We start from the raw sequence: 18,973 nt of genomic DNA on the forward strand, positions 1-18,973 counted from the left end.
ACCCGGCGGGCTGTAAGCCGTTGTTCCGTGTCAGTGGAGGCGCATTATAGGGAGTAATTCTGAAGTGGCAAGAGGAATTTCAAAAAAAAACTCCACCCGCTTATTTTTCAACCAAAGCTGCAGCTGAGAATACATTATCGCCTGGTTTTTAAACAAAAACGAGCCCAGCGGGCCCGTTTTTGCTGTTTTGTGATTTACTGCACTGCCACTATCCGGTCGTTTTTCACAACCAGCTGCACTTCTTTACCCGGTATCAGCTCTCCAGAGAGAATCTGCTGCGCCAGCGGGTTTTCGATCTGCTGCTGGATAGCACGTTTCAGAGGACGTGCGCCATAAACCGGATCGTAACCGTTTTCGCTCAGCAGCTTCAGTGCCTCATCAGAGAGGTGAACTTCATAGCCGCGTTCCTCAAGTCGTTTATACAACCGCTGCAGCTGAATCTGCGCAATAGAAGCAATGTGTTTTTCACCTAACGGGTGGAATACCACCACTTCATCAATACGGTTGATAAACTCCGGCCGGAAGCTTTGGCTAACCACGCCCAGAACCAGCTCTTTCATGTGGCTATAGTCCAGAGCCCCAAAACGTTCCTGAATGAGATCCGAACCGAGGTTAGAGGTCATGATGACGACCGTATTGCGGAAGTCGACCGTTCTCCCCTGCCCGTCAGTCAAACGTCCATCGTCCAGTACCTGCAGCAGAATGTTAAAGACATCCGGATGCGCTTTTTCCACTTCATCCAGCAGGATGACGGAATAAGGACGACGGCGGACCGCTTCAGTGAGATAGCCGCCTTCTTCATAACCGACGTATCCCGGAGGCGCCCCAACCAGACGTGAAACGGAGTGTTTCTCCATAAACTCTGACATGTCGATACGTACCATCGCATCGTCGCTATCAAACATAAAGTTGGCCAGCGCTTTACAGAGTTCTGTTTTACCTACACCGGTAGGGCCCAGGAACAGGAACGAGCCGATTGGACGATTAGGATCGGATAATCCGGCACGGCTACGGCGGATTGCATTCGATACCGCTTCAACCGCTTCATTCTGACCAATGACGCGACTATGCAGCTCCTGCTCCATACGCAGCAGCTTCTCACGCTCGCCTTCCAGCATTCTGGCCACCGGGATACCCGTCCAGCGAGCCAACACTTCCGCGATTTCCGCATCCGTGACTTTATTACGCAACAGACGCATCGTCTTGCCTTCGGATTGCGTTGCCGCCGCCAGCTGTTTTTCCAGCTCCGGGATTTTGCCGTACTGCAGCTCGGACATCCGCGCCAGATCGCCGACGCGACGCGCCTGCTCAATCGCGATTTTCGCCTGTTCCAGCTCAGCCTTAATCGTCTGGGTTCCGGAGAGCGATGCTTTTTCAGCCTTCCACTCTTCTTCTAAGACTGAATATTGACGTTCTTTATCGGCCAGCTCCTCATTCAGCATATCCAGCCGCTTAATGCTGGCTTCATCAGACTCTTTCTTCAGCGCCTGCTGTTCCAGCTTGAGCTGAATGATGCGACGGTCGAGTCTGTCCAGCTCTTCCGGTTTTGAGTCAATCTGCATCCGAATGCTGGATGCGGCTTCATCGATCAGGTCGATAGCTTTATCCGGCAGCTGTCGGTCGGCGATATAGCGATGAGACAGCGTGGCTGCCGCAACGATCGCCGGGTCGGTGATCTGCACGTGGTGGTGCAGTTCATAACGTTCTTTCAGACCACGCAAAATCGCAATGGTATCTTCAACGGTCGGCTCCGCCACGAATACTTTCTGGAAACGACGTTCCAGCGCGGCGTCTTTCTCAATGTACTGGCGATATTCATCCAGCGTCGTAGCGCCCACGCAGTGCAGCTCACCGCGCGCCAGCGCCGGTTTCAGCATGTTACCGGCGTCCATTGCGCCGTCCGCTTTACCCGCACCCACCATGGTGTGCAGCTCATCGATAAACAGGATGACGTTGCCTTCCTGCTTGGCGAGGTCATTCAGAACGCCTTTTAAGCGCTCTTCAAACTCACCGCGGTATTTGGCACCCGCCACCAGCGCGCCCATATCGAGCGCCAGCACCCGGCGCCCCTTCAGACCTTCCGGCACTTCACCGTTGACGATCCGCTGCGCCAGTCCTTCAACAATGGCCGTTTTACCTACACCGGGTTCACCAATCAGCACCGGGTTGTTTTTGGTACGGCGCTGCAGAACCTGAATCGTACGACGAATTTCTTCATCGCGGCCAATCACCGGGTCAAGCTTGCCCTGCTCGGCACGTTCAGTCAGATCGACGGTAAATTTTTTCAAGGCCTGACGTTGGTCTTCGGCTCCCTGATCGTTCACGCTTTCACCTCCGCGCATTTGTTCGATCGCCTGACTCACGTTGGCGGTTGTGGCCCCGGCGGATTTTAAAAGGTCGGTCAGCGTGCCGCGTGATTCAAGCGCTGCCAGAACGAACAGCTCTGACGAAATAAAGTTGTCCTTTCTCTTTTGCGCCAGCTTGTCGCAAAGGTTCAGGATACGCACTAAATCCTGGGACGGTTGAACATCGCCGCCGGTACCTTCCACCTGCGGCAATCGGCTCAACGCCTGTTCAATATTGGTGCGCAACTCTCCGGCATTGATGCCCGCCGAAGTTAATAAAGGACGTATCGATCCCCCTTCCTGATTCAGCAAGGCGCTCATAAGATGAAGAGGTTCGATGAATTGGTTGTCGTGCCCGAGTGCAAGGGACTGGGCATCGGCAAGAGCAAGCTGGAATTTATTGGTAAGACGATCCAGACGCATAACTCCTCCCATAACAGGTCAAATTTGCTACTGGAGATTAAATGAGGTCATCCCTCAATTATTCAAGGTTAAAGACCTGAACTATGCAAAAATAAGTTTGCCTTCTGGATCGTCTTAGTTCGGGAGGTTATATCAGCCAGATGAAACTTGCCATACGACCCGTCGTCTTGTCGCGACGATAAGAGAAAAAATCATCTTTTTCGCTGAGGGTACAGCGGTCACCGCCAAAAATCTGCTCAACGCCAACGCTCGCCAGCCGCTGACGCGCAAGCTGATAGATATCAGCAAAATACTTTTCACCTGCAGGACGAAATGCGCGCTCCGCCTGAGTATCTTTTGCCATAAAGGCCTCACGCACCTCCGGACCAACCTCAAACGCGTCCGGCCCAATGGCGGGCCCAAGCCAGGCCATGATGTTTTCCGGTTTATCGGCAAAACAGGCCACGGTTTCTTCCAGCACGCCTTCACAAAGGCCCCGCCAGCCGGCATGAGCAGCCGCAACTTCCGTTCCCGCGCGGTTGCAAAAAAGCACCGGCAGGCAATCAGCGGTCATCACCGCGCATACCGTACCCGGCACATTGCAGTATGAAGCATCAGCGCGCTTTGACGGGTACGGCCCGCCATCGAGCTTTAACACTGCCGTACCGTGAACCTGCTCCAGCCACACCGGGTATGACGGAAGACCGCCAGCGGCGAACATGCGCCGACGGTTCTCTTCTACGTGCTGCAGATTGTCTCCGCAATGGGCTCCGAGGTTAAGTGAATCGTATGGCGACAAACTCACCCCACCAGCGCGCGTGGAACTACAGGCTGCCACGCCTTCCGGCATTGGCCATTGCGGTACAATCAGTTTAGTCATAGCCAGTCAATATCGTCTTTATGGGTTTCAAAATCAGCGCGCATGGCATCAATCAAATCAACCATATCCTGTGGAATTGGCGCATGCCATTCCATCTCAATGCCGCTGATCGGATGGTATAAACGCAGCATGGTGGCATGCAGGGCCTGGCGATCGAACTTACGCAGAGCGGTGATGAACTCTTCCGATGCGCCTTTAGGCGGACGCGGGCGCCCGCCATAGACCTGATCGCCCACCAGCGGGTGAGTGATGTGCGCCATGTGTACGCGAATCTGATGCGTACGGCCGGTCTCCAGGCGCAAACGCAGACGAGTATGAATGCGAAAATGCTCCATGATCCGATAGTGCGTCACCGCCGGTTTTCCCATAGGATGTACCGCCATATGCGTACGCTTGGTCGGGTGGCGGCTAATCGGTTCTTCCACCGTTCCGCCAGCGGTCATGTGACCAATCGCCACCGCTTCATACTCGCGGGTGATTTCGCGCAGCTGCAGGGATTCCACCAGGCGGGTTTGCGCCGGAATGGTCTTCGCGACCACCATCAAGCCGGTGGTGTCTTTATCAAGACGGTGCACGATCCCCGCACGCGGCACGTCAGCAATGGCCGGATAGTAGTGCAACAGCGCATTCAGCACAGTACCGTCAGGGTTGCCCGCGCCAGGGTGCACAACTAAATCGCGCGGTTTATTAATTACGAGGATGTCATCATCTTCATAAACGATATTGAGCGGAATATCCTGTGGTTGGAAACGGACTTCTTCTTCGATTTCAACATCGATAGCAATCGTTTCTCCCCCCAGCACTTTCTCTTTCGGCTTGTCGCTGACGCTGCCGTTTACCAGCACTCTCTGGTCAAGGATCCATTCTTTTATGCGCGAACGCGAATAATCCGGGAACAATTCGGCCAAAGCCTGATCTAAGCGTTGTCCGAGTTGATTTTCGGACACCGTTGCGTTGAGTTGTACTCGTTGTGCCATATACAGCTTCTTCGTTTTAACGTTGGGTTTTACGGCTTTGCCGTTTAATATAGTGTGCTATTGTAGCTGGTCTTAATCGGGAGCAGGAACAGAGATTCTCCCGCATAAACATTTTGAGGAAGTCAAAACGTCATGACGCGCATGAAATACCTGGTGGCAGCAGCCACACTGAGCCTGGCTTTGGTGGGTTGCTCTGGCTCAAAGGAGGAGGTGCCCGATAATCCGCCGAATGAGATCTACGCGACCGCTCAGCAAAAGCTGCAGGACGGTAACTGGAAACAGGCAATAACGCAACTGGAAGCGTTGGATAACCGTTATCCCTTTGGTCCTTATTCCCAACAGGTACAGTTGGATCTGATTTATGCGTACTACAAAAACGCCGATCTGCCGTTGGCTCAGGCAGCTATCGATCGCTTTGTGCGCCTGAACCCTACCCATCCTAACATTGATTACGTCATTTATATGCGTGGTCTGACAAATATGGCGTTGGATGACAGTGCGCTGCAGGGCTTCTTCGGTGTCGATCGTTCTGACCGCGATCCACAACACGCGCGCGATGCCTTTAACGACTTCTCCAAACTGGTTCGTGGCTATCCTAACAGCCAGTACGCTACTGACGCCTACAAGCGTATGGTGTTCCTGAAAGATCGTCTGGCGAAGTACGAGCTGTCGGTCGTGGATTACTATACCGATCGTGGCGCATGGGTTGCGGTCGTTAACCGCGTAGACGGCATGCTGCGTAACTATCCGGATACGCAGGCCACCCGCGACGCGCTTCCGAAAATGGAAAACGCCTACCGTCAGATGCAGATGAACGCGCAGGCTGACAAGGTTGCGAAAATCATCGCGGCTAACAGCAAGAACACCTGATAGCCCTTAGATAAGCAAAACGGCAGCCGAGTGGCTGCCGTTTTTTTATTCGTTAAATTGTTAAGCTGAAGCGGTTTAGTGCCGAGTTAACTCATCAAATATGGCTCTCTTTCTTCCATTCCACAAGTAAAATCTCACCTGTTCCTGTCCTGTCTCACAAAACAGATTTGTTGACAAAAAGTGACAATAAAATGTGATTTAAATCACGCATTTTGACATTGGGCGAGGTATGCTGAGTTTACCAAGACGGGAAAGACAAGAGGTAAAATTTATGACAATGAACATTACCAGTAAACAAATGGAAATTACTCCGGCAATCCGCCAGCACGTCGCAGACCGTCTCGCCAAACTGGATAAATGGCAAACCCACTTAATTAACCCGCACATCATCCTCTCTAAGGAGCCGCAGGGTTTTGTCGCTGACGCAACCATCAATACGCCAAACGGGCACCTGGTCGCCAGCGCACGGCACGAAGACATGTATGCCGCAATTAACGAATTGATCAACAAGCTGGAACGGCAGCTCAATAAAGTGCAACACAAAGGGGAAGCCCGCCGCGCCGCAACGTCGGTGAAAGAGGCAGGCTTTGTGGAAGAAGAAGAGTAATCCTTAACTTAAGCTTGTGTCATGCCACGCGCCTTCGGGCGCGTTTTTTATTGACAGAGTGAAAACAGTACAGGTACTGTAATCCCCACTAACTCAAGGAATTCATCGTGAAACTGATCCCGTTTTTCTTCGCATTCTTTTTTACCTTCCCCTGAATGGGAGGCAATTCGTCGTGTGATAAAGAATGCGAAGACGAACAACAAGGCCTCCCAAACGGGAGGCCTTTTTTATTGATAATCAATAACAAGAAAGGCAACACATATGACCGAGGAAAACCCATTACTGGCCCTACGCGATAAGATCAGCGCTCTGGATGAGAAACTGCTTGCGCTGCTGGCTGAGCGCCGCGGCCTGGCCGTCGAGGTCGGCAAAGCCAAGCTGGCATCGCACCGGCCGGTGCGGGATATCGACCGCGAGCGGGACCTGCTGGAACGCCTGATGACGCTGGGGAAAAAACACCATCTTGATGCCCATTACATCACGCGCCTGTTCCAGCTGATCATTGAAGACTCGGTCCTTACCCAACAAACGCTGCTGCAACAGCACCTGAATAAAATTAATCCGCACTCCGCGCGGGTGGCATTCCTCGGACCTAAAGGTTCATATTCGCACCTTGCGGCTCGTCAGTATGCCGCCCGCCACTTTGAACAGTTTATCGAAAGCGGCTGCGCGAAGTTCGCCGATATCTTTGAGCAAGTGGAGACCGGCCAGGCTGACTATGCCGTCGTTCCTATTGAAAATACCAGTTCCGGCGGCATCAATGATGTTTACGATCTTCTGCAGCACACCAGCTTATCCATCGTGGGCGAGCTGACGCTGCCTATCGATCACTGCGTGCTGGTCTCAACGTCCACCGATGCGCAACAGATTACGACGGTCTACAGCCATCCGCAGCCGTTTCAGCAGTGCAGCCAGTATCTGAGCCGCTATCCGCACTGGAACATTGAATATACCGACAGCACCTCCTCAGCGATGGAAAAAGTCGCTCAGGCTAAATCGCCGACCGTTGCCGCCCTGGGCAGCGAAGCAGGCGGAGCGCTGCACGGTTTGCAGGTCCTGGAACATTGTCAGGCGAACCAGACGCAAAACATCACCCGCTTCCTGGTTCTGGCGCGTAAAGCGGTGGAAGTCTCCGATCAGGTCCCTGCGAAAACCACGCTGTTGATGGCCACCGGCCAGCAAGCCGGGGCCCTGGTTGAAGCGCTGCTGGTGCTGCGAAACCATAATCTGATCATGACCAAGCTGGAATCACGCCCCATTCACGGTAATCCGTGGGAAGAGATGTTTTATCTGGATATCCAGGCCAACCTGGAATCACTGCCAATGCGCAAGGCATTAAAAGAGCTGGCCGAGATAACGCGTTCAATGAAAGTGCTGGGCTGCTATGCCAGCGAAAACGTGGTACCGGTCGACCCGGTTTAACGTTCGATAAACGGCAATTTCTTCATCCCTGCCACGGCAACTGGCAGGGTGAAGATCGCGCCGGAAAGCGGATATTTCGCCACTTCTTCGGCATCCATATTCTCCCGCGTGGTGGTAATGTAGAGCGTCTTCATATCCGCTCCGCCAAAACAGACCATCGTCGGGCAACGCACCGGTAGACGATGCTCCTCCAGCTGCTCGCCCGTCGGCGAGAAGCGCGCAATACGCCAGCCGTCAAACATCGCGCTCCAGTAGCAACCTTCAGCATCGATGGCCGCGCCGTCTGGAATCCCCTCTCCCGGCTGAAAGCGCAGGAAGACCTCACGTTTACCCGCCTCGCCCCGCTCATCGAGAGGTGTTCGATAGATAACGGCATTTGGCGTATCCGAGGTATACATCCAACGTTTGTCTTCGCTAAACGCCAGACCGTTAGCGCCGTGAATATCGCACTGGATAACCTGCGGGGAGAGATCGTTATCGATGCGCACTAAGAGCGCGCCATTAAAATCTCCCGGCCCCCAGAAAGTCCCGGCATAAAAGCGGCCGTCACGATCGGTTCCACCATCATTAAAGCGCGCTAATTGCGGGTTGCTGGGGTTATCGCAGACTTTGCGCTGTAGAAGACCATGCGCATCAGTGAGCCAGATACCGCTGCGTAAAGCGACGATAAAACCGCCCTTCTCGCGCAGGGCAAAACAGCCGGGCTCCTCGGGAAATTGCAGAACCTGATGTTCACCCGTCTGCACGTCGTAGCGATGAATCTCGCATTCCATAATATCGGCCCAGTACAATGCCTGTTCGGCTTCGCTCCAGGTCGGACATTCCGGTAAATGCCCGGTGTAATCAAACAGCGGTTGTGGTTCAGCCATCGTTTTCATCCCTATAAAAAAAGCCAGCGGGTCACCCCTCTGGCTTTATTGTATACGTGTTTGACGACTTACTGCCGATTATCATTTGCCTGGCGCAGCAACGTCCGGCTTTCGCTCTGGAAGCGCTGGGCATAGTCACCGAACCAGTGCTCAACCTTACGGAAGCTATCGATGAACGCCTGTTTATCCCCCTGCTCCAGCAGGCCGATAGCTTCACCGAAGCGCTGGTAGTATCGCTTAATCAGCGCCAGATTATTTTCCGAGGACATAATAATGTCAGCATAGAGCTGCGGATCCTGGGCAAACAGCCGGCCAACCATCGCCAGTTCCAGACGATAAATAGGCGACGACAGCGCCAGAAGTTGCTCAAGACGCACATTCTCTTCGGCCAAGTGCAGGCCGTAAGCGAAGGTCGCAAAGTGGCGCAACGCCTGAATAAAGGCCATATTCTGATCGTGCTCGACGGCGCTGATACGATGGAGCCGCGCGCCCCAGACCTGAATTTGCTCCAGGAACCACTGATACGCTTCGGGCTGGCGGCCATCGCAGTACACCACCACCTGCTTCGCCAGGCTGCCGCTGTCCGGCCCAAACATGGGGTGTAACCCCAATACCGGACCTTTGTGCGCGGCCAGCATCGCCTGCAGCGGTTCCGCTTTCACCGAGGCCAAATCGACCAGGATGCAGTCCGCCGGCAGCGGTGGCAGCTGAGCAATCGTTGCCGCCGTGATATGAATCGGCACGCTGACGATAACCATACCGGCATCGGCGACAATCTCTTCCGCCCGCGACCAGTCGTCTTTTTCAAGGATACGAACCTGATATCCGGAAAGCGTCAGCATTTTCTCAAACAGACGCCCCATTTGCCCGCCGCCGCCAACAATCACCACCGGACGCAGGTTCGGATAAAGCGTTTTAAAACCTTTATCGTTTTCGCTGGAATAAGACTCCCGCATGACGCGACGCAAAACATCTTCGATAAGATCCGGCGGGACCCCAAGCGCAGCAGCCTCCTCGCGCCGGGACGCCAGCATCGCCGATTCACGCTCAGGAACGTAAATGGGCAGGCCGTATTGGCTTTTAACCTCTCCGACTTCCGCTACCAGCTCCAGGCGCTTAGCCAGCAGTTCCAGCAGCGCCTTATCGACTTCATCAATTTGATCGCGCAATGCGGTCAGTTCAGCAACCATATCATCCTCTTACGCCAGACGAGCCGCCAGATGGCCTCGCAGATCCTTATCAAGTTCGCGGAGCAGCGCATCGGTGGTTTCCCAACTAATGCAGGCATCGGTCACTGAGACGCCGTATTTCATATCGCAACGCGGCTGCTCAGAGGACTGGTTACCTTCGTGGATATTGCTCTCAATCATCAGACCAATAATGGAACGGTTACCATCTTTAATCTGCGCGACCACGGATTCCGCAACCGCAGGCTGACGGCGGTAGTCTTTATTAGAATTCCCATGGCTGCAATCTACCATCAGAGAGGGCTTCAGTCCCGCCTGAGTCATCTCTTTTTCACACTTCGCAACATCTTCCGGGCCGTAGTTTGGCGCTTTCCCGCCGCGCAGAATGACGTGACCGTTCGGGTTGCCCTGCGTTTGCAGCAGGCACACCTGTCCGGCCTGGTTGATGCCGACGAAACGGTGCGGCATCGCGGCAGCGCGCATTGCGTTAATTGCCGTGGCAAGGCTGCCATCGGTGCCGTTTTTAAACCCTACCGGCATCGACAGGCCAGAAGCCATCTCACGGTGAGTCTGGGATTCGGTCGTACGCGCGCCGATAGCAGACCAGCTAAACAGATCGCCGAGATACTGAGGACTGTTTGGATCCAACGCTTCCGTCGCCAACGGTAGCCCCATATTGACCAGTTCAACCAGCAGACGGCGCGCAATCTTCAGGCCGCCTTCCACATCAAACGAACCATCCATATGCGGATCGTTAATCAGCCCTTTCCAGCCAACGGTGGTGCGGGGTTTTTCAAAATAGACGCGCATGACCAGATAGAGGCTATCGCTGACCTCTTCGGCAAGGGCTTTAAAACGACGAGCGTACTCAATGGCGGTTTCAGGATCGTGGATCGAACAAGGGCCACATACCACCAGCAGACGCGGATCGCGGCCGGCGATGATGTTGGAGATGGTCTGGCGAGACTGCGCGATCTGCGCCTCCTGCTCAACGCTCAGAGGGAATTCAGCCTTCAACTGATCCGGAGTGATCAAAACCTGTTCGTCGGTAATGTGTACGTTGTTCAGCGCGTCTTTTTGCATGATTGCGATCCTGTATAGCTCGTTTGCGATAGTTATTGCCTCAGCGAGGATGACGTAACGATACCACACAAAGTAAAGATTTCAATCCATATTCCGTAAATTTTACTTTACACATAGAAATTAAATCGCGCTGTATTTCATTCAATGCGTATCAAATTATTTACAGTGAGTCATTAAACGCCAGTTTTTCCCTGCTTCCACGAATTTCTTTTACGAAAAATCCTGGTAAGAATTATCTCAAAGCGGCGAGGCTGGCTAATGACGATTTTCCTCAACAATGCTATTCTTCGCCCGGGTTTCAGCAATCTGCATCCCCCACGCTATGACAATCTGACGGAACCGTAATGACTGTTCTTCACCGTCTCTTTTTGACTTTAGTACTATCACTCGTGGGTATCTCTGCTGTTGCCTCCGGACCGTCTGAAAATGTTCGGACAATCGTTTCGGGGATCGTGACTTATACTCGCTGGCCGCAATTATCCGGTCCTCCAAGGCTCTGTATTTTTTCAACATCACGATATATCCATAGCCTGGCCGAAGACGCTCCGGAAATATTGCCTTATAAACCCGTGATTGTTCGTAATACACAAGAAGCCTTACAGACGACCTGCGATGGTTTTTATTTTGGCAGTGAATCGCCGACCCAACAGTCTGAATTTACGGCCAAATATGGAAACCGGCCCCTATTACTTATTGCGGAACAAAACACCGATTGCTCTATTGGCAGCGCTTTTTGCCTGCTCATCAACAATGAGAGAGTCAGATTTTCCGTAAATCTGGATGTACTGACGCACAGCGGCGTTCGGGTTAATCCCGAGGTGCTGATGCTTGCCCGGAAAACATCACATGAATAAGGATTTTTCTCAGGCCCCGCGCCCCACATTTAAAAGAGCGCTGCGCCGTATCAGCATGATAAGCGTGGTGATCTCTATGACACTGGTCTGGCTGTTACTCTGCACCGCTTCCATATTTACACTCAAGCAATACGCCCAAAAAAACCTGGAACTTACCGCTGCCACCATGGGCCGTAGCCTGGAAGCAGCGCTCGTTTTTGGCGATAGCGCAGCGGCTGAAGACACGCTGGCCACTCTGGGCAGACAGGGGCAATTTTCTCAAGCAATTCTGGTCGATGGCCGGCAAAGACCCTTCGCCTCATGGCATAACGATGGTCTGGTCAGTCAGGATAAAATCAGCGACGTCATCAGCAAATGGCTCTTCCCGAAACCCACGGTGCAAACTATCCTGCACCAGGGAAAAATTATCGGTGAACTCCGTCTGACCGCGCTGGACAGATTGATAAGCTATTTTCTTGGTATCTCTATTATTGTGCTCACCAGCAGCATTTTTCTGGCTTCCTGCATCGCCTTGCTCCTTACCCACTCGCTGCATCGCGGCATTGTGGCTGCGTTACAGAGCATTACCGAGGTGGTACATGACATCCGCGAAAATCGCCATTTCTCCCGCCGGGTGCCCGAAGAGCGCATTGAAGAATTCCACCTGTTCGCCCAGGACTTCAATAGCCTGCTGGGTGAAATGGAGGACTGGCAGCGGCAGCTTCAGGCTAAAAACGCCCAGCTCCTGCGCAGTTCATTACACGACCCGCTAACCGGGCTGGCTAACAGAGCGGCTTTCCGGAATGTGATTAATGATCTGATGAAGGATGAAACCGCCCAAAGTCATTCTGCGCTGTTATTTCTTGATGGCGATAACTTCAAGCTTATTAACGACAACTGGGGCCACGCAGCCGGCGATAAAGTGTTAATTGAGGTCGCGAGCCGCCTGATGGCCTTTGTCGGTAAACAGCATCAGGCATGGCGTCTCGGCGGCGATGAATTTGCCATTCTGCTACGGGATGTTCATTCAGAAACCGAAGTTCGGGCACTGTGCAGCGCGTTGTCCGAACAGTTTATCCCACCGTTTAATCTACACAATGGCCACACCGCCAGCCTGTCACTGAGCATTGGTTACGCTTTAACCTGGGAACATACCTCAGCGGAAAATCTGCAAGAGCTTGCCGATCAAAATATGTATCGGATGAAACACCAGCGCTTACAGCAAACGCAAAAATAAAAGGAATCACCATGATCGGAAAATATTTTGCTCCTGCTTTACTGGCCGCACTTTTTCTTAGCGGCTGCCAGGCTCCGCAAGGAAAATTCTCGGCAGAACAAATTGCAGCAATGAAGTCATATGGCTTTACTGAAACCAACGGCGACTGGTTATTAGGAATATCTGATACCATCCTGTTTGATAAAAACGACTATCATCTGCGTGCCGAAAGCAAACAGCAAATTCGCACAATGGCTTCACGTCTGGCGAGTACCGGTATTACCCATAGTCGCCTTGAAGGTCATACTGATAATTACGGCGAAGACAGCTACAACGAAATGCTATCGCTTAAGCGGGCTAACAGCGTGGCGGATGCCTGGGCCGAAGGGGCGAATATTCCGCGCGCAAACTTGACCACTCGCGGACTCGGGAAAAAGTATCCTATAGCCAGCAACGATACCGCGAAAGGGCGCGCTGAAAACCGCCGCGTCACGGTGGTTATCAGCACGCCTTAAACACCTATTCGACTGGTTTAGCCGCTATCACCGCCGTTGCTGAGCGCCAGCGCAGATAATCAACGGCGAGACATAGCGCGAGGCTGCTTCCTATGAGCGGCAGCGCCAGGCCCAACAACACCGCAATAACAGCAGTCAGCAGACGAGCAGGCCACACTAAGCCAAACCACGCCTGTATCAACGTATTGGCCGGGTTAAACGCCGCGCGCGCCGGGCGACGGATCCACCACAGCCGGTACCCCACCGCTATCATCACGCAGAGTGCGGTTCCGAACGCGATAAGCAGTAGCTGGTTAGCAAGACCGAACAAAATTCCCATATGGAAATCAACGCCCCAGCGGGTCAGCTTAGCCATGAGCGGAAAGTCGGAAAAATGAGTGCGGTCCACGATTTGCATCGTTGCACCATCGATCGCGACAGCATCAACCCGGGTTGGCCAGCTTCTGTCGATTTCATTTACCGTCCACGCGCGCCCGGCACCCGACGGCGGTCGAATCTCCAGCTTGCCGGCATCCAGCCCCGCCGCGCGGGCAGCCAGCAGAACCGGGTCAAAATCCTCTACGCGCAACTGCGCCGTCATCTCCCCCATCGCTCCATGTCCCACATGATGTTCGGCATGCGGATCGTGAGCGGCCGGAGCGGCACTTTCCAGCTGGGTATTCACCTGCGGCGTCAGCCAGCCAAAGGCGGCACGCATCCTATCGACGTGACTACCGGCCCATTGCGACCAGGTTAAACCGGTCGCAGAGAATAACAACATACCGACCAGCAGCACCCAGCCGAGAGAAACGTGCAGGCGGCGGTTATTCTGCACGCTGTTATTTATGCGACGACGCGGCCGGGTCATCGACCACAGCGCGATCCCGCCCAGAGCGGCAACCCACATCCAGGAGGCTGCCAGCTCGCTGTACAGTCGGCCGAAGTTACCCAGCAGCAAAGAGCGATGGGCATAATCAATCCACTGACGCAGGGGCAAAATACCGCTGGTGCCGTAAACCGGCATATCGCCTGTCACCCGTAGCGTCACCGGATCGACAAAAATTGCCCGCGTTTCCGACTCGCCAAGGGTCGGGTCAATAAACATCACTCGGGTCGTATCGCCAGCCATTATCCCCGGCCGAACCGCATGCAGGCGGAGGTTTCCCTGAATGGCCTCCGTCGCTACGGTAATTTGCGCGCTTAGCGGCTGTTTTTCCCCAGTCAACGTACCGTACAGAGCATCACGATAGAGCCAGTTTTCCAGCTGAGGGGTGGCGACATATAGCGTACCGGTCAGGGCCGCCACAAAAATAAACGGCCCGATAAACAATCCGATATAGAAATGAAGACGACGCAGCAGGTTCAGCCATGCCGCGCGCGAGGTGCAGGTAGTCATACTTTTCCTTTTTTTAAAGCAAAAGAGAACGTTGCGCAGTGCGCACATTATTTTTTATGTAAGGGAGAAAGCAGACGGGCGCGGTGGCGCGCGGGTGTGGGGATAAAGCCAGGTAAAGTCATGCCAGCGTTTCCTCTCCGGGCGTGAAACCGGGGCTCGCTGGCGTCGAAGCATCAGGCTGAGCAGCAGCACCAGCGCGAAAATCAGGCCCGGAACATGAGCTAACAGTACGCAGTAGCCACAGGCTTCAGCATGATCGAGCGGCACGCTGTGCGCGTGTTCCGGCATCGAGGCATCGGTATGCGTCATGGACATCTGATGTGATGGCATACCTTCCGGCATCCCCATCATTGCGTGGTGCATGCCATTCATCGGATCTTTTTGCAGGGAGATGGAGATCAACGGCGCCACCACGATCAGCAGGATCGCAAACAGCGCCAGCCATACGGCCCGCCGTTGTAATGCTGAGTGATGAAAAATATTGCTGACCACCGTCCCTCCCCATGAGGGACGTATTGTAAATGATTCGCAATGGAATGGTTAAAATAAAGATAAAAAAAGGGCCGGCCCATCAGGCCAGCCCTCTCATTCAGGATGTCGCGAAAGCGAATCTTAGTTAAGACGCTCTTTGATACGAGCAGACTTACCGGTACGCTCACGCAGGTAGTACAGTTTAGCTTTACGCACAGCACCACGACGTTTGACAGAAATGCTGTCAACTACCGGAGAGTGAGTCTGGAAGACACGCTCAACGCCTTCGCCGTTGGAAATTTTGCGAACAGTGAATGCAGAGTGCAGACCGCGGTTACGAATAGCGATAACCACGCCCTCGAATGCCTGCAGACGTTTTTTGGAACCTTCAACAACCCATACTTTCACTTCCACGGTATCACCCGGACGGAAGGAAGGTACGTCCTGCTTCATCTGTTCTTGTTCAAGTTGCTTAATAATGTTGCTCATAATTTAATCTCTTATCCTGGGTAAACTGATATTGGGGGCTTACGCCATCCCATCATGTTTATGTTGCTGTTGCGCGAGTTCCTTTTTGAACTCTGCCAGCAACCTTGCTTGCTCTTCAGTCAGAGCCAGGTTTTCCAAAAGTTCAGGTCTTCTAAGCCAGGTACGGCCCAGCGACTGCTTCAGACGCCAGCGACGTATCTCAGCATGGTTTCCCGACAGCAATACCGGCGGTACTTCCATACCTTCTAACACTTCAGGACGCGTATAGTGCGGGCAATCCAGCAATCCTTCAGCAAACGAATCTTCGATTGCTGAAGCTTCATGGCCCAGCACCCCCGGAATAAACCGGGAAACGGAGTCAATCAGCGTCATTGCCGGTAGCTCACCACCGCTGAGAACGTAATCGCCAATTGACCATTCTTCATCAATCTCGGTCTGAATTACGCGCTCATCTACGCCTTCATAGCGACCGCACACCAAAATCAGCTTCTGATTTGTTGCCAGTTCGCTGACGCCCGCTTGATCAAGCTTGCGTCCCTGAGGTGAAAGATAAATCACCTTTGCGCCTTCACCTGCCGCGGCTTTTGCTGCATGAATGGCATCCCGTAAAGGTTGCACCATCATTAACATCCCCGGTCCGCCGCCGTAAGGACGATCGTCCACGGTACGGTGCCGGTCATGAGCGAAATCGCGAGGACTCCAGCTCTGGATGCTCAGCAGGCCATTTTTTACTGCCCGGCCAGTTACCCCGTAATCGGTAATTGCGCGGAACATTTCAGGAAACAGGCTAACGATACCTATAAACACAAGCCAATCCCCATAGTGCCGTTTTTTACCGTTTATTCGGAGAATTTAAAAACCAGGATCCCAGTCTACTTCGATGGTACGAGTAGCGAGATCGACTTTCTTGATAACCTGCCCATCGAGGAACGGAACCAGCCGCTCCTTGATACCAAATGCATCTTTCAGGTTTGCCTTGATGACGAGAACGTCATTAGACCCGGTTTCCATCATGTCGATGACTTTGCCGAGGCTATAGCCTTCCGTGGTCACTACCTGGCAGCCCATCAGGTCTTTCCAGTAGTAGTCACCCTCTTCAAGCGCAGGCAGCTGCGATGAATCCACGACAATTTCGCAATTAGTCAACAGATTCGCTGCATCGCGATCGTCAATGCCTTTCAGCTTAATGACGATATCCTGATTGTGGTGGCGCCAGCTTTCCAGCTCAACAACCTGCCACTGACCCGCCTTCTGGATAAACCAGGGCTGATAGTCAAAAATGCTTTCGGCGTCTTCGGTGGAGGAAAACACTCTGAGCCAACCACGGATACCGTAGGAAGAACCCATCTTGCCCAATACAATCGGTTCAACAGGTGCTTGTGCGGTGTGTTGCTTGCTCATCATGACCACCGTGACAGATTAAGCTGCTTTGTTAGCGGCTTTGATCAGCGCAGCTACGCGATCGGAAACAGTAGCGCCCAGGCCAACCCAGTGAGCGATACGATCCAGATCCAGACGAGTTCCTTCTTCGGTCGCAGAAGCGATCGGGTTGAAGAAACCAACGCGCTCAATGAAGCGACCGTTGCGTGCATTACGGCTGTCGGTAACAACAACCTGGTAGAACGGACGCTTTTTCGCGCCGTGACGTGCTAAACGAATAGTAACCATAACATCCTCTTGTGTGAATAAAACACCGGGCCCCATCGAGGAACGGAGCCCGGTGTCATATTAAAAGCCCGAAAATTTTACTGATTTCTGGGGAAATTGCAATCAGCAGTTATAAACTCTGCTGTGGAAGGGCGACTCCGGTACCCTTAAATTGGGTACCGGAGTATAAGTCATAGCCAGAATGCGCCAACCATGTGTCAGAAAAGAAGCGCGCCCCGGCAGAAATGGCGACCAGCCTATCGGCCTCCGGGGAACCCTGGCGGCATCATTCCTTTCATTCCGCGCATCATCTTCATCATGCCGCCTTTCGACTTCATCTTCTTCATCATGCGCTGCATATCGTCAAACTGCTTGAGCAGACGGTTCACATCCTGCACCTGCATTCCGCAGCCTGCGGCGATGCGGCGTTTGCGCGAACCTTTAATAATTTCCGGTTTAGCGCGCTCTTTCAGCGTCATCGAGTTGATGATGGCTTCCATACGCACCAGAACTTTATCATCCATCTGCGATTTAACGTTGTCCGGTATCTGCCCCATGCCCGGCAGCTTGCCCATCAGGCTGGCCATACCGCCCATGTTTTTCATCTGCCGCAGCTGTTCAAGGAAATCGGTCAGGTCAAAACCGTCGCCTTTTTTCAGCTTAGAGGCCAGCTTTTCAGCCTGCGCGCGGTCGACCTTACTTTCGATATCTTCGATCAACGACAGGACGTCGCCCATGCCGAGAATACGGGAAGCGATACGATCCGGATGGAACGGCTCCAGCGCTTCGGTTTTCTCGCCAACGCCGAGGAACTTAATCGGCTTGCCGGTGATATGACGAATCGACAGCGCCGCACCGCCGCGGGCGTCGCCGTCCACTTTGGTCAGCACGACCCCGGTCAGCGGCAGGGCTTCGTTAAAGGCCTTCGCCGTGTTCGCCGCATCCTGGCCGGTCATCGCATCGACAACAAACAGGGTTTCTACTGGATTGAGAGACGCATGGACCTGCTTAATCTCATCCATCATCGCTTCATCAACGTGCAGACGACCGGCGGTATCCACCAGCAGCACGTCGTAGAATTTGAGCTTCGCTTCTTTCAGCGCGGCATTAACGATATCAACCGGCTTCTGACCCACGTCAGACGGGAAGAAATCAACGCTAACCTGCTCGGCCAGCGTTTCCAGCTGTTTGATCGCCGCAGGGCGATAGACGTCAGCGGAAACGACAAGGACTTTCTTCTTGTGCTTTTCACGCAGGAATTTACCCAGCTTAGCGACGCTGGTGGTTTTACCCGCCCCCTGCAAACCGGCCATCAGCACCACGGCTGGCGGCTGCGCCGCTAAATCCAGCGCCTGGTTCTCTTCGCCCATCGCGGCAACCAGTTCGTTGCGCACGATTTTGACGAACTCCTGGCCCGGGGTCAGGCTTTTGTTGACTTCATGACCTACCGCGCTTTCTTTTACACGGTTGATGAAATCACGTACCACAGGCAGAGCAACGTCCGCCTCCAGCAGCGCCATACGCACTTCGCGCAGGGTATCTTTAATATTGTCTTCAGTAAGGCGTCCGCGGCCGCTAATGTTGCGCAGCGTACGCGACAAACGATCGGTTAAATTATCAAACATTGTCTCTCGCCTGAGGTGGAAACGGTCGGTCGCCGCAGCGACACAAAAACGGAATGGGCGCAGTATAACACGACATAAACGCGAATGTGCTGCAACGGTTGGAGCCAGAGTCGCGTGACGCTATACTGCTTCTCTTTACTATTTAGTCAACAGTCGACAC

At 53.4% G+C, this 18,973-nt stretch carries 20 protein-coding genes and 1 other annotated feature; of the genes, 7 read left to right on the top strand and 13 right to left on the bottom strand.

Annotated features, from left to right (window positions below):
• Window positions 1-194: 194 nt before the first annotated feature.
• The 3 genes from clpB to rluD all read right to left on the bottom strand — a co-directional run bounded on the left by clpB (window position 195) and on the right by rluD (window position 4,604).
• Window positions 195-2,768 (bottom strand): ATP-dependent chaperone ClpB, encoded by a 2,574-nt coding sequence (clpB, locus tag ABLU88_RS27905; protein WP_014226431.1) that lies wholly within the window; start codon window positions 2,766-2,768, stop codon window positions 195-197.
• Window positions 2,769-2,895: 127 nt separating this feature from the next.
• Window positions 2,896-3,627 (bottom strand): purine nucleoside phosphorylase YfiH, encoded by a 732-nt coding sequence (yfiH, locus tag ABLU88_RS27910; protein WP_025107359.1) that lies wholly within the window; start codon window positions 3,625-3,627, stop codon window positions 2,896-2,898.
• Window positions 3,624-4,604 carry a 23S rRNA pseudouridine(1911/1915/1917) synthase RluD gene (gene rluD, locus ABLU88_RS27915; protein ID WP_004853302.1) on the bottom strand — a complete coding sequence of 327 codons (981 nt, stop codon included), beginning with the start codon at window positions 4,602-4,604 and terminating at the stop codon, window positions 3,624-3,626. Before rluD ends, yfiH begins: the two co-directional genes overlap by 4 nt.
• 132 nt (window positions 4,605-4,736) lie before the next feature.
• On the opposite strand from rluD, the gene bamD reads away from it, so the two are divergent.
• The 4 genes from bamD to pheA all read left to right on the top strand — a co-directional run bounded on the left by bamD (window position 4,737) and on the right by pheA (window position 7,503).
• The gene (gene bamD, locus ABLU88_RS27920; protein WP_004853303.1) at window positions 4,737-5,474 is read left to right on the top strand and encodes an outer membrane protein assembly factor BamD; all 738 of its coding nucleotides are present in this window, start codon (window positions 4,737-4,739) and stop codon (window positions 5,472-5,474) included.
• A 271-nt stretch (window positions 5,475-5,745) separates the two neighbouring features.
• Window positions 5,746-6,081 (top strand): ribosome-associated translation inhibitor RaiA, encoded by a 336-nt coding sequence (gene raiA / locus ABLU88_RS27925; RefSeq protein WP_004104616.1) that lies wholly within the window; start codon window positions 5,746-5,748, stop codon window positions 6,079-6,081.
• Between the two features lie 106 nt (window positions 6,082-6,187).
• Window positions 6,188-6,312: a sequence feature (Phe leader region), on the top strand.
• Window positions 6,189-6,236 (top strand): pheA operon leader peptide PheL, encoded by a 48-nt coding sequence (pheL, locus tag ABLU88_RS27930; RefSeq protein WP_101706155.1) that lies wholly within the window; start codon window positions 6,189-6,191, stop codon window positions 6,234-6,236. Its footprint overlaps the feature before it by 48 nt.
• Before the next feature lie 30 nt (window positions 6,313-6,342).
• The gene (gene pheA / locus ABLU88_RS27935; RefSeq protein WP_004853306.1) at window positions 6,343-7,503 is read left to right on the top strand and encodes a bifunctional chorismate mutase/prephenate dehydratase; all 1,161 of its coding nucleotides are present in this window, start codon (window positions 6,343-6,345) and stop codon (window positions 7,501-7,503) included.
• Here the strand turns inward: pheA and ABLU88_RS27940 are convergent.
• The 3 genes from ABLU88_RS27940 to aroF all read right to left on the bottom strand — a co-directional run bounded on the left by ABLU88_RS27940 (window position 7,500) and on the right by aroF (window position 10,642).
• Complete coding sequence (locus tag ABLU88_RS27940; RefSeq protein ID WP_032751928.1) at window positions 7,500-8,372, bottom strand: SMP-30/gluconolactonase/LRE family protein; 873 nt, start codon at window positions 8,370-8,372, stop codon at window positions 7,500-7,502. The genes pheA and ABLU88_RS27940 overlap by 4 nt on opposite strands.
• A 68-nt stretch (window positions 8,373-8,440) precedes the next feature.
• Window positions 8,441-9,562 carry a bifunctional chorismate mutase/prephenate dehydrogenase gene (gene tyrA, locus ABLU88_RS27945; RefSeq protein WP_014226434.1) on the bottom strand — a complete coding sequence of 374 codons (1,122 nt, stop codon included), beginning with the start codon at window positions 9,560-9,562 and terminating at the stop codon, window positions 8,441-8,443.
• Between the two features lie 9 nt (window positions 9,563-9,571).
• The gene (gene aroF / locus ABLU88_RS27950; protein ID WP_014226435.1) at window positions 9,572-10,642 is read right to left on the bottom strand and encodes a 3-deoxy-7-phosphoheptulonate synthase AroF; all 1,071 of its coding nucleotides are present in this window, start codon (window positions 10,640-10,642) and stop codon (window positions 9,572-9,574) included.
• A 344-nt stretch (window positions 10,643-10,986) separates the two neighbouring features.
• Between aroF and ABLU88_RS27955 the strand changes: the two genes are divergently transcribed.
• The 3 genes from ABLU88_RS27955 to ABLU88_RS27965 are packed head-to-tail and all read left to right on the top strand — an operon-like array spanning window position 10,987 to window position 13,206.
• Entirely contained in the window at window positions 10,987-11,496 is a 510-nt protein-coding gene (locus ABLU88_RS27955) for a YfiR family protein (protein ID WP_004853313.1), read from the top strand.
• Window positions 11,489-12,712 (top strand): diguanylate cyclase DgcN, encoded by a 1,224-nt coding sequence (dgcN, locus tag ABLU88_RS27960; RefSeq protein WP_025107355.1) that lies wholly within the window; start codon window positions 11,489-11,491, stop codon window positions 12,710-12,712. Before ABLU88_RS27955 ends, dgcN begins: the two co-directional genes overlap by 8 nt.
• Window positions 12,713-12,723: 11 nt before the next feature.
• Entirely contained in the window at window positions 12,724-13,206 is a 483-nt protein-coding gene (locus ABLU88_RS27965; RefSeq protein WP_014226437.1) for an OmpA family protein, read from the top strand.
• 4 nt (window positions 13,207-13,210) lie between these two features.
• Here ABLU88_RS27965 and ABLU88_RS27970 read toward each other — a convergent pair whose 3' ends face one another.
• The 7 genes from ABLU88_RS27970 to ffh all read right to left on the bottom strand — a co-directional run bounded on the left by ABLU88_RS27970 (window position 13,211) and on the right by ffh (window position 18,813).
• On the bottom strand, window positions 13,211-14,581 hold the full coding sequence (locus ABLU88_RS27970; RefSeq protein ID WP_186006741.1) for a PepSY-associated TM helix domain-containing protein: 1,371 nt from the start codon (window positions 14,579-14,581) through the stop codon (window positions 13,211-13,213).
• 54 nt (window positions 14,582-14,635) lie between these two features.
• Complete coding sequence (locus ABLU88_RS27975) at window positions 14,636-15,073, bottom strand: DUF2946 domain-containing protein (RefSeq protein WP_049080042.1); 438 nt, start codon at window positions 15,071-15,073, stop codon at window positions 14,636-14,638.
• Window positions 15,074-15,193: 120 nt separating this feature from the next.
• Window positions 15,194-15,541, bottom strand: coding sequence for a 50S ribosomal protein L19 (gene rplS / locus ABLU88_RS27980; protein ID WP_004104634.1), 348 nt, complete (start codon window positions 15,539-15,541; stop codon window positions 15,194-15,196).
• A gap of 39 nt (window positions 15,542-15,580) precedes the next feature.
• Window positions 15,581-16,348 carry a tRNA (guanosine(37)-N1)-methyltransferase TrmD gene (trmD, locus tag ABLU88_RS27985; protein ID WP_004104636.1) on the bottom strand — a complete coding sequence of 256 codons (768 nt, stop codon included), beginning with the start codon at window positions 16,346-16,348 and terminating at the stop codon, window positions 15,581-15,583.
• A gap of 45 nt (window positions 16,349-16,393) precedes the next feature.
• Window positions 16,394-16,942: a ribosome maturation factor RimM gene (gene rimM / locus ABLU88_RS27990; protein WP_014226441.1), complete on the bottom strand. Its 549-nt coding sequence runs from the start codon at window positions 16,940-16,942 to the stop codon at window positions 16,394-16,396.
• Window positions 16,943-16,960: 18 nt separating this feature from the next.
• Window positions 16,961-17,209, bottom strand: a complete 249-nt coding sequence (gene rpsP, locus ABLU88_RS27995) for a 30S ribosomal protein S16 (RefSeq protein ID WP_004123777.1) — start codon at window positions 17,207-17,209, stop codon at window positions 16,961-16,963.
• 236 nt (window positions 17,210-17,445) lie between these two features.
• The gene (gene ffh / locus ABLU88_RS28000) at window positions 17,446-18,813 is read right to left on the bottom strand and encodes a signal recognition particle protein (RefSeq protein ID WP_004123779.1); all 1,368 of its coding nucleotides are present in this window, start codon (window positions 18,811-18,813) and stop codon (window positions 17,446-17,448) included.
• Between the last annotated feature and the right edge of the window lie 160 nt (window positions 18,814-18,973).

The sequence above is a fragment of the Klebsiella sp. GW_Kp182 genome (assembly GCF_040062275.1).
Lineage (GTDB): Bacteria > Pseudomonadota > Gammaproteobacteria > Enterobacterales > Enterobacteriaceae > Klebsiella > Klebsiella michiganensis.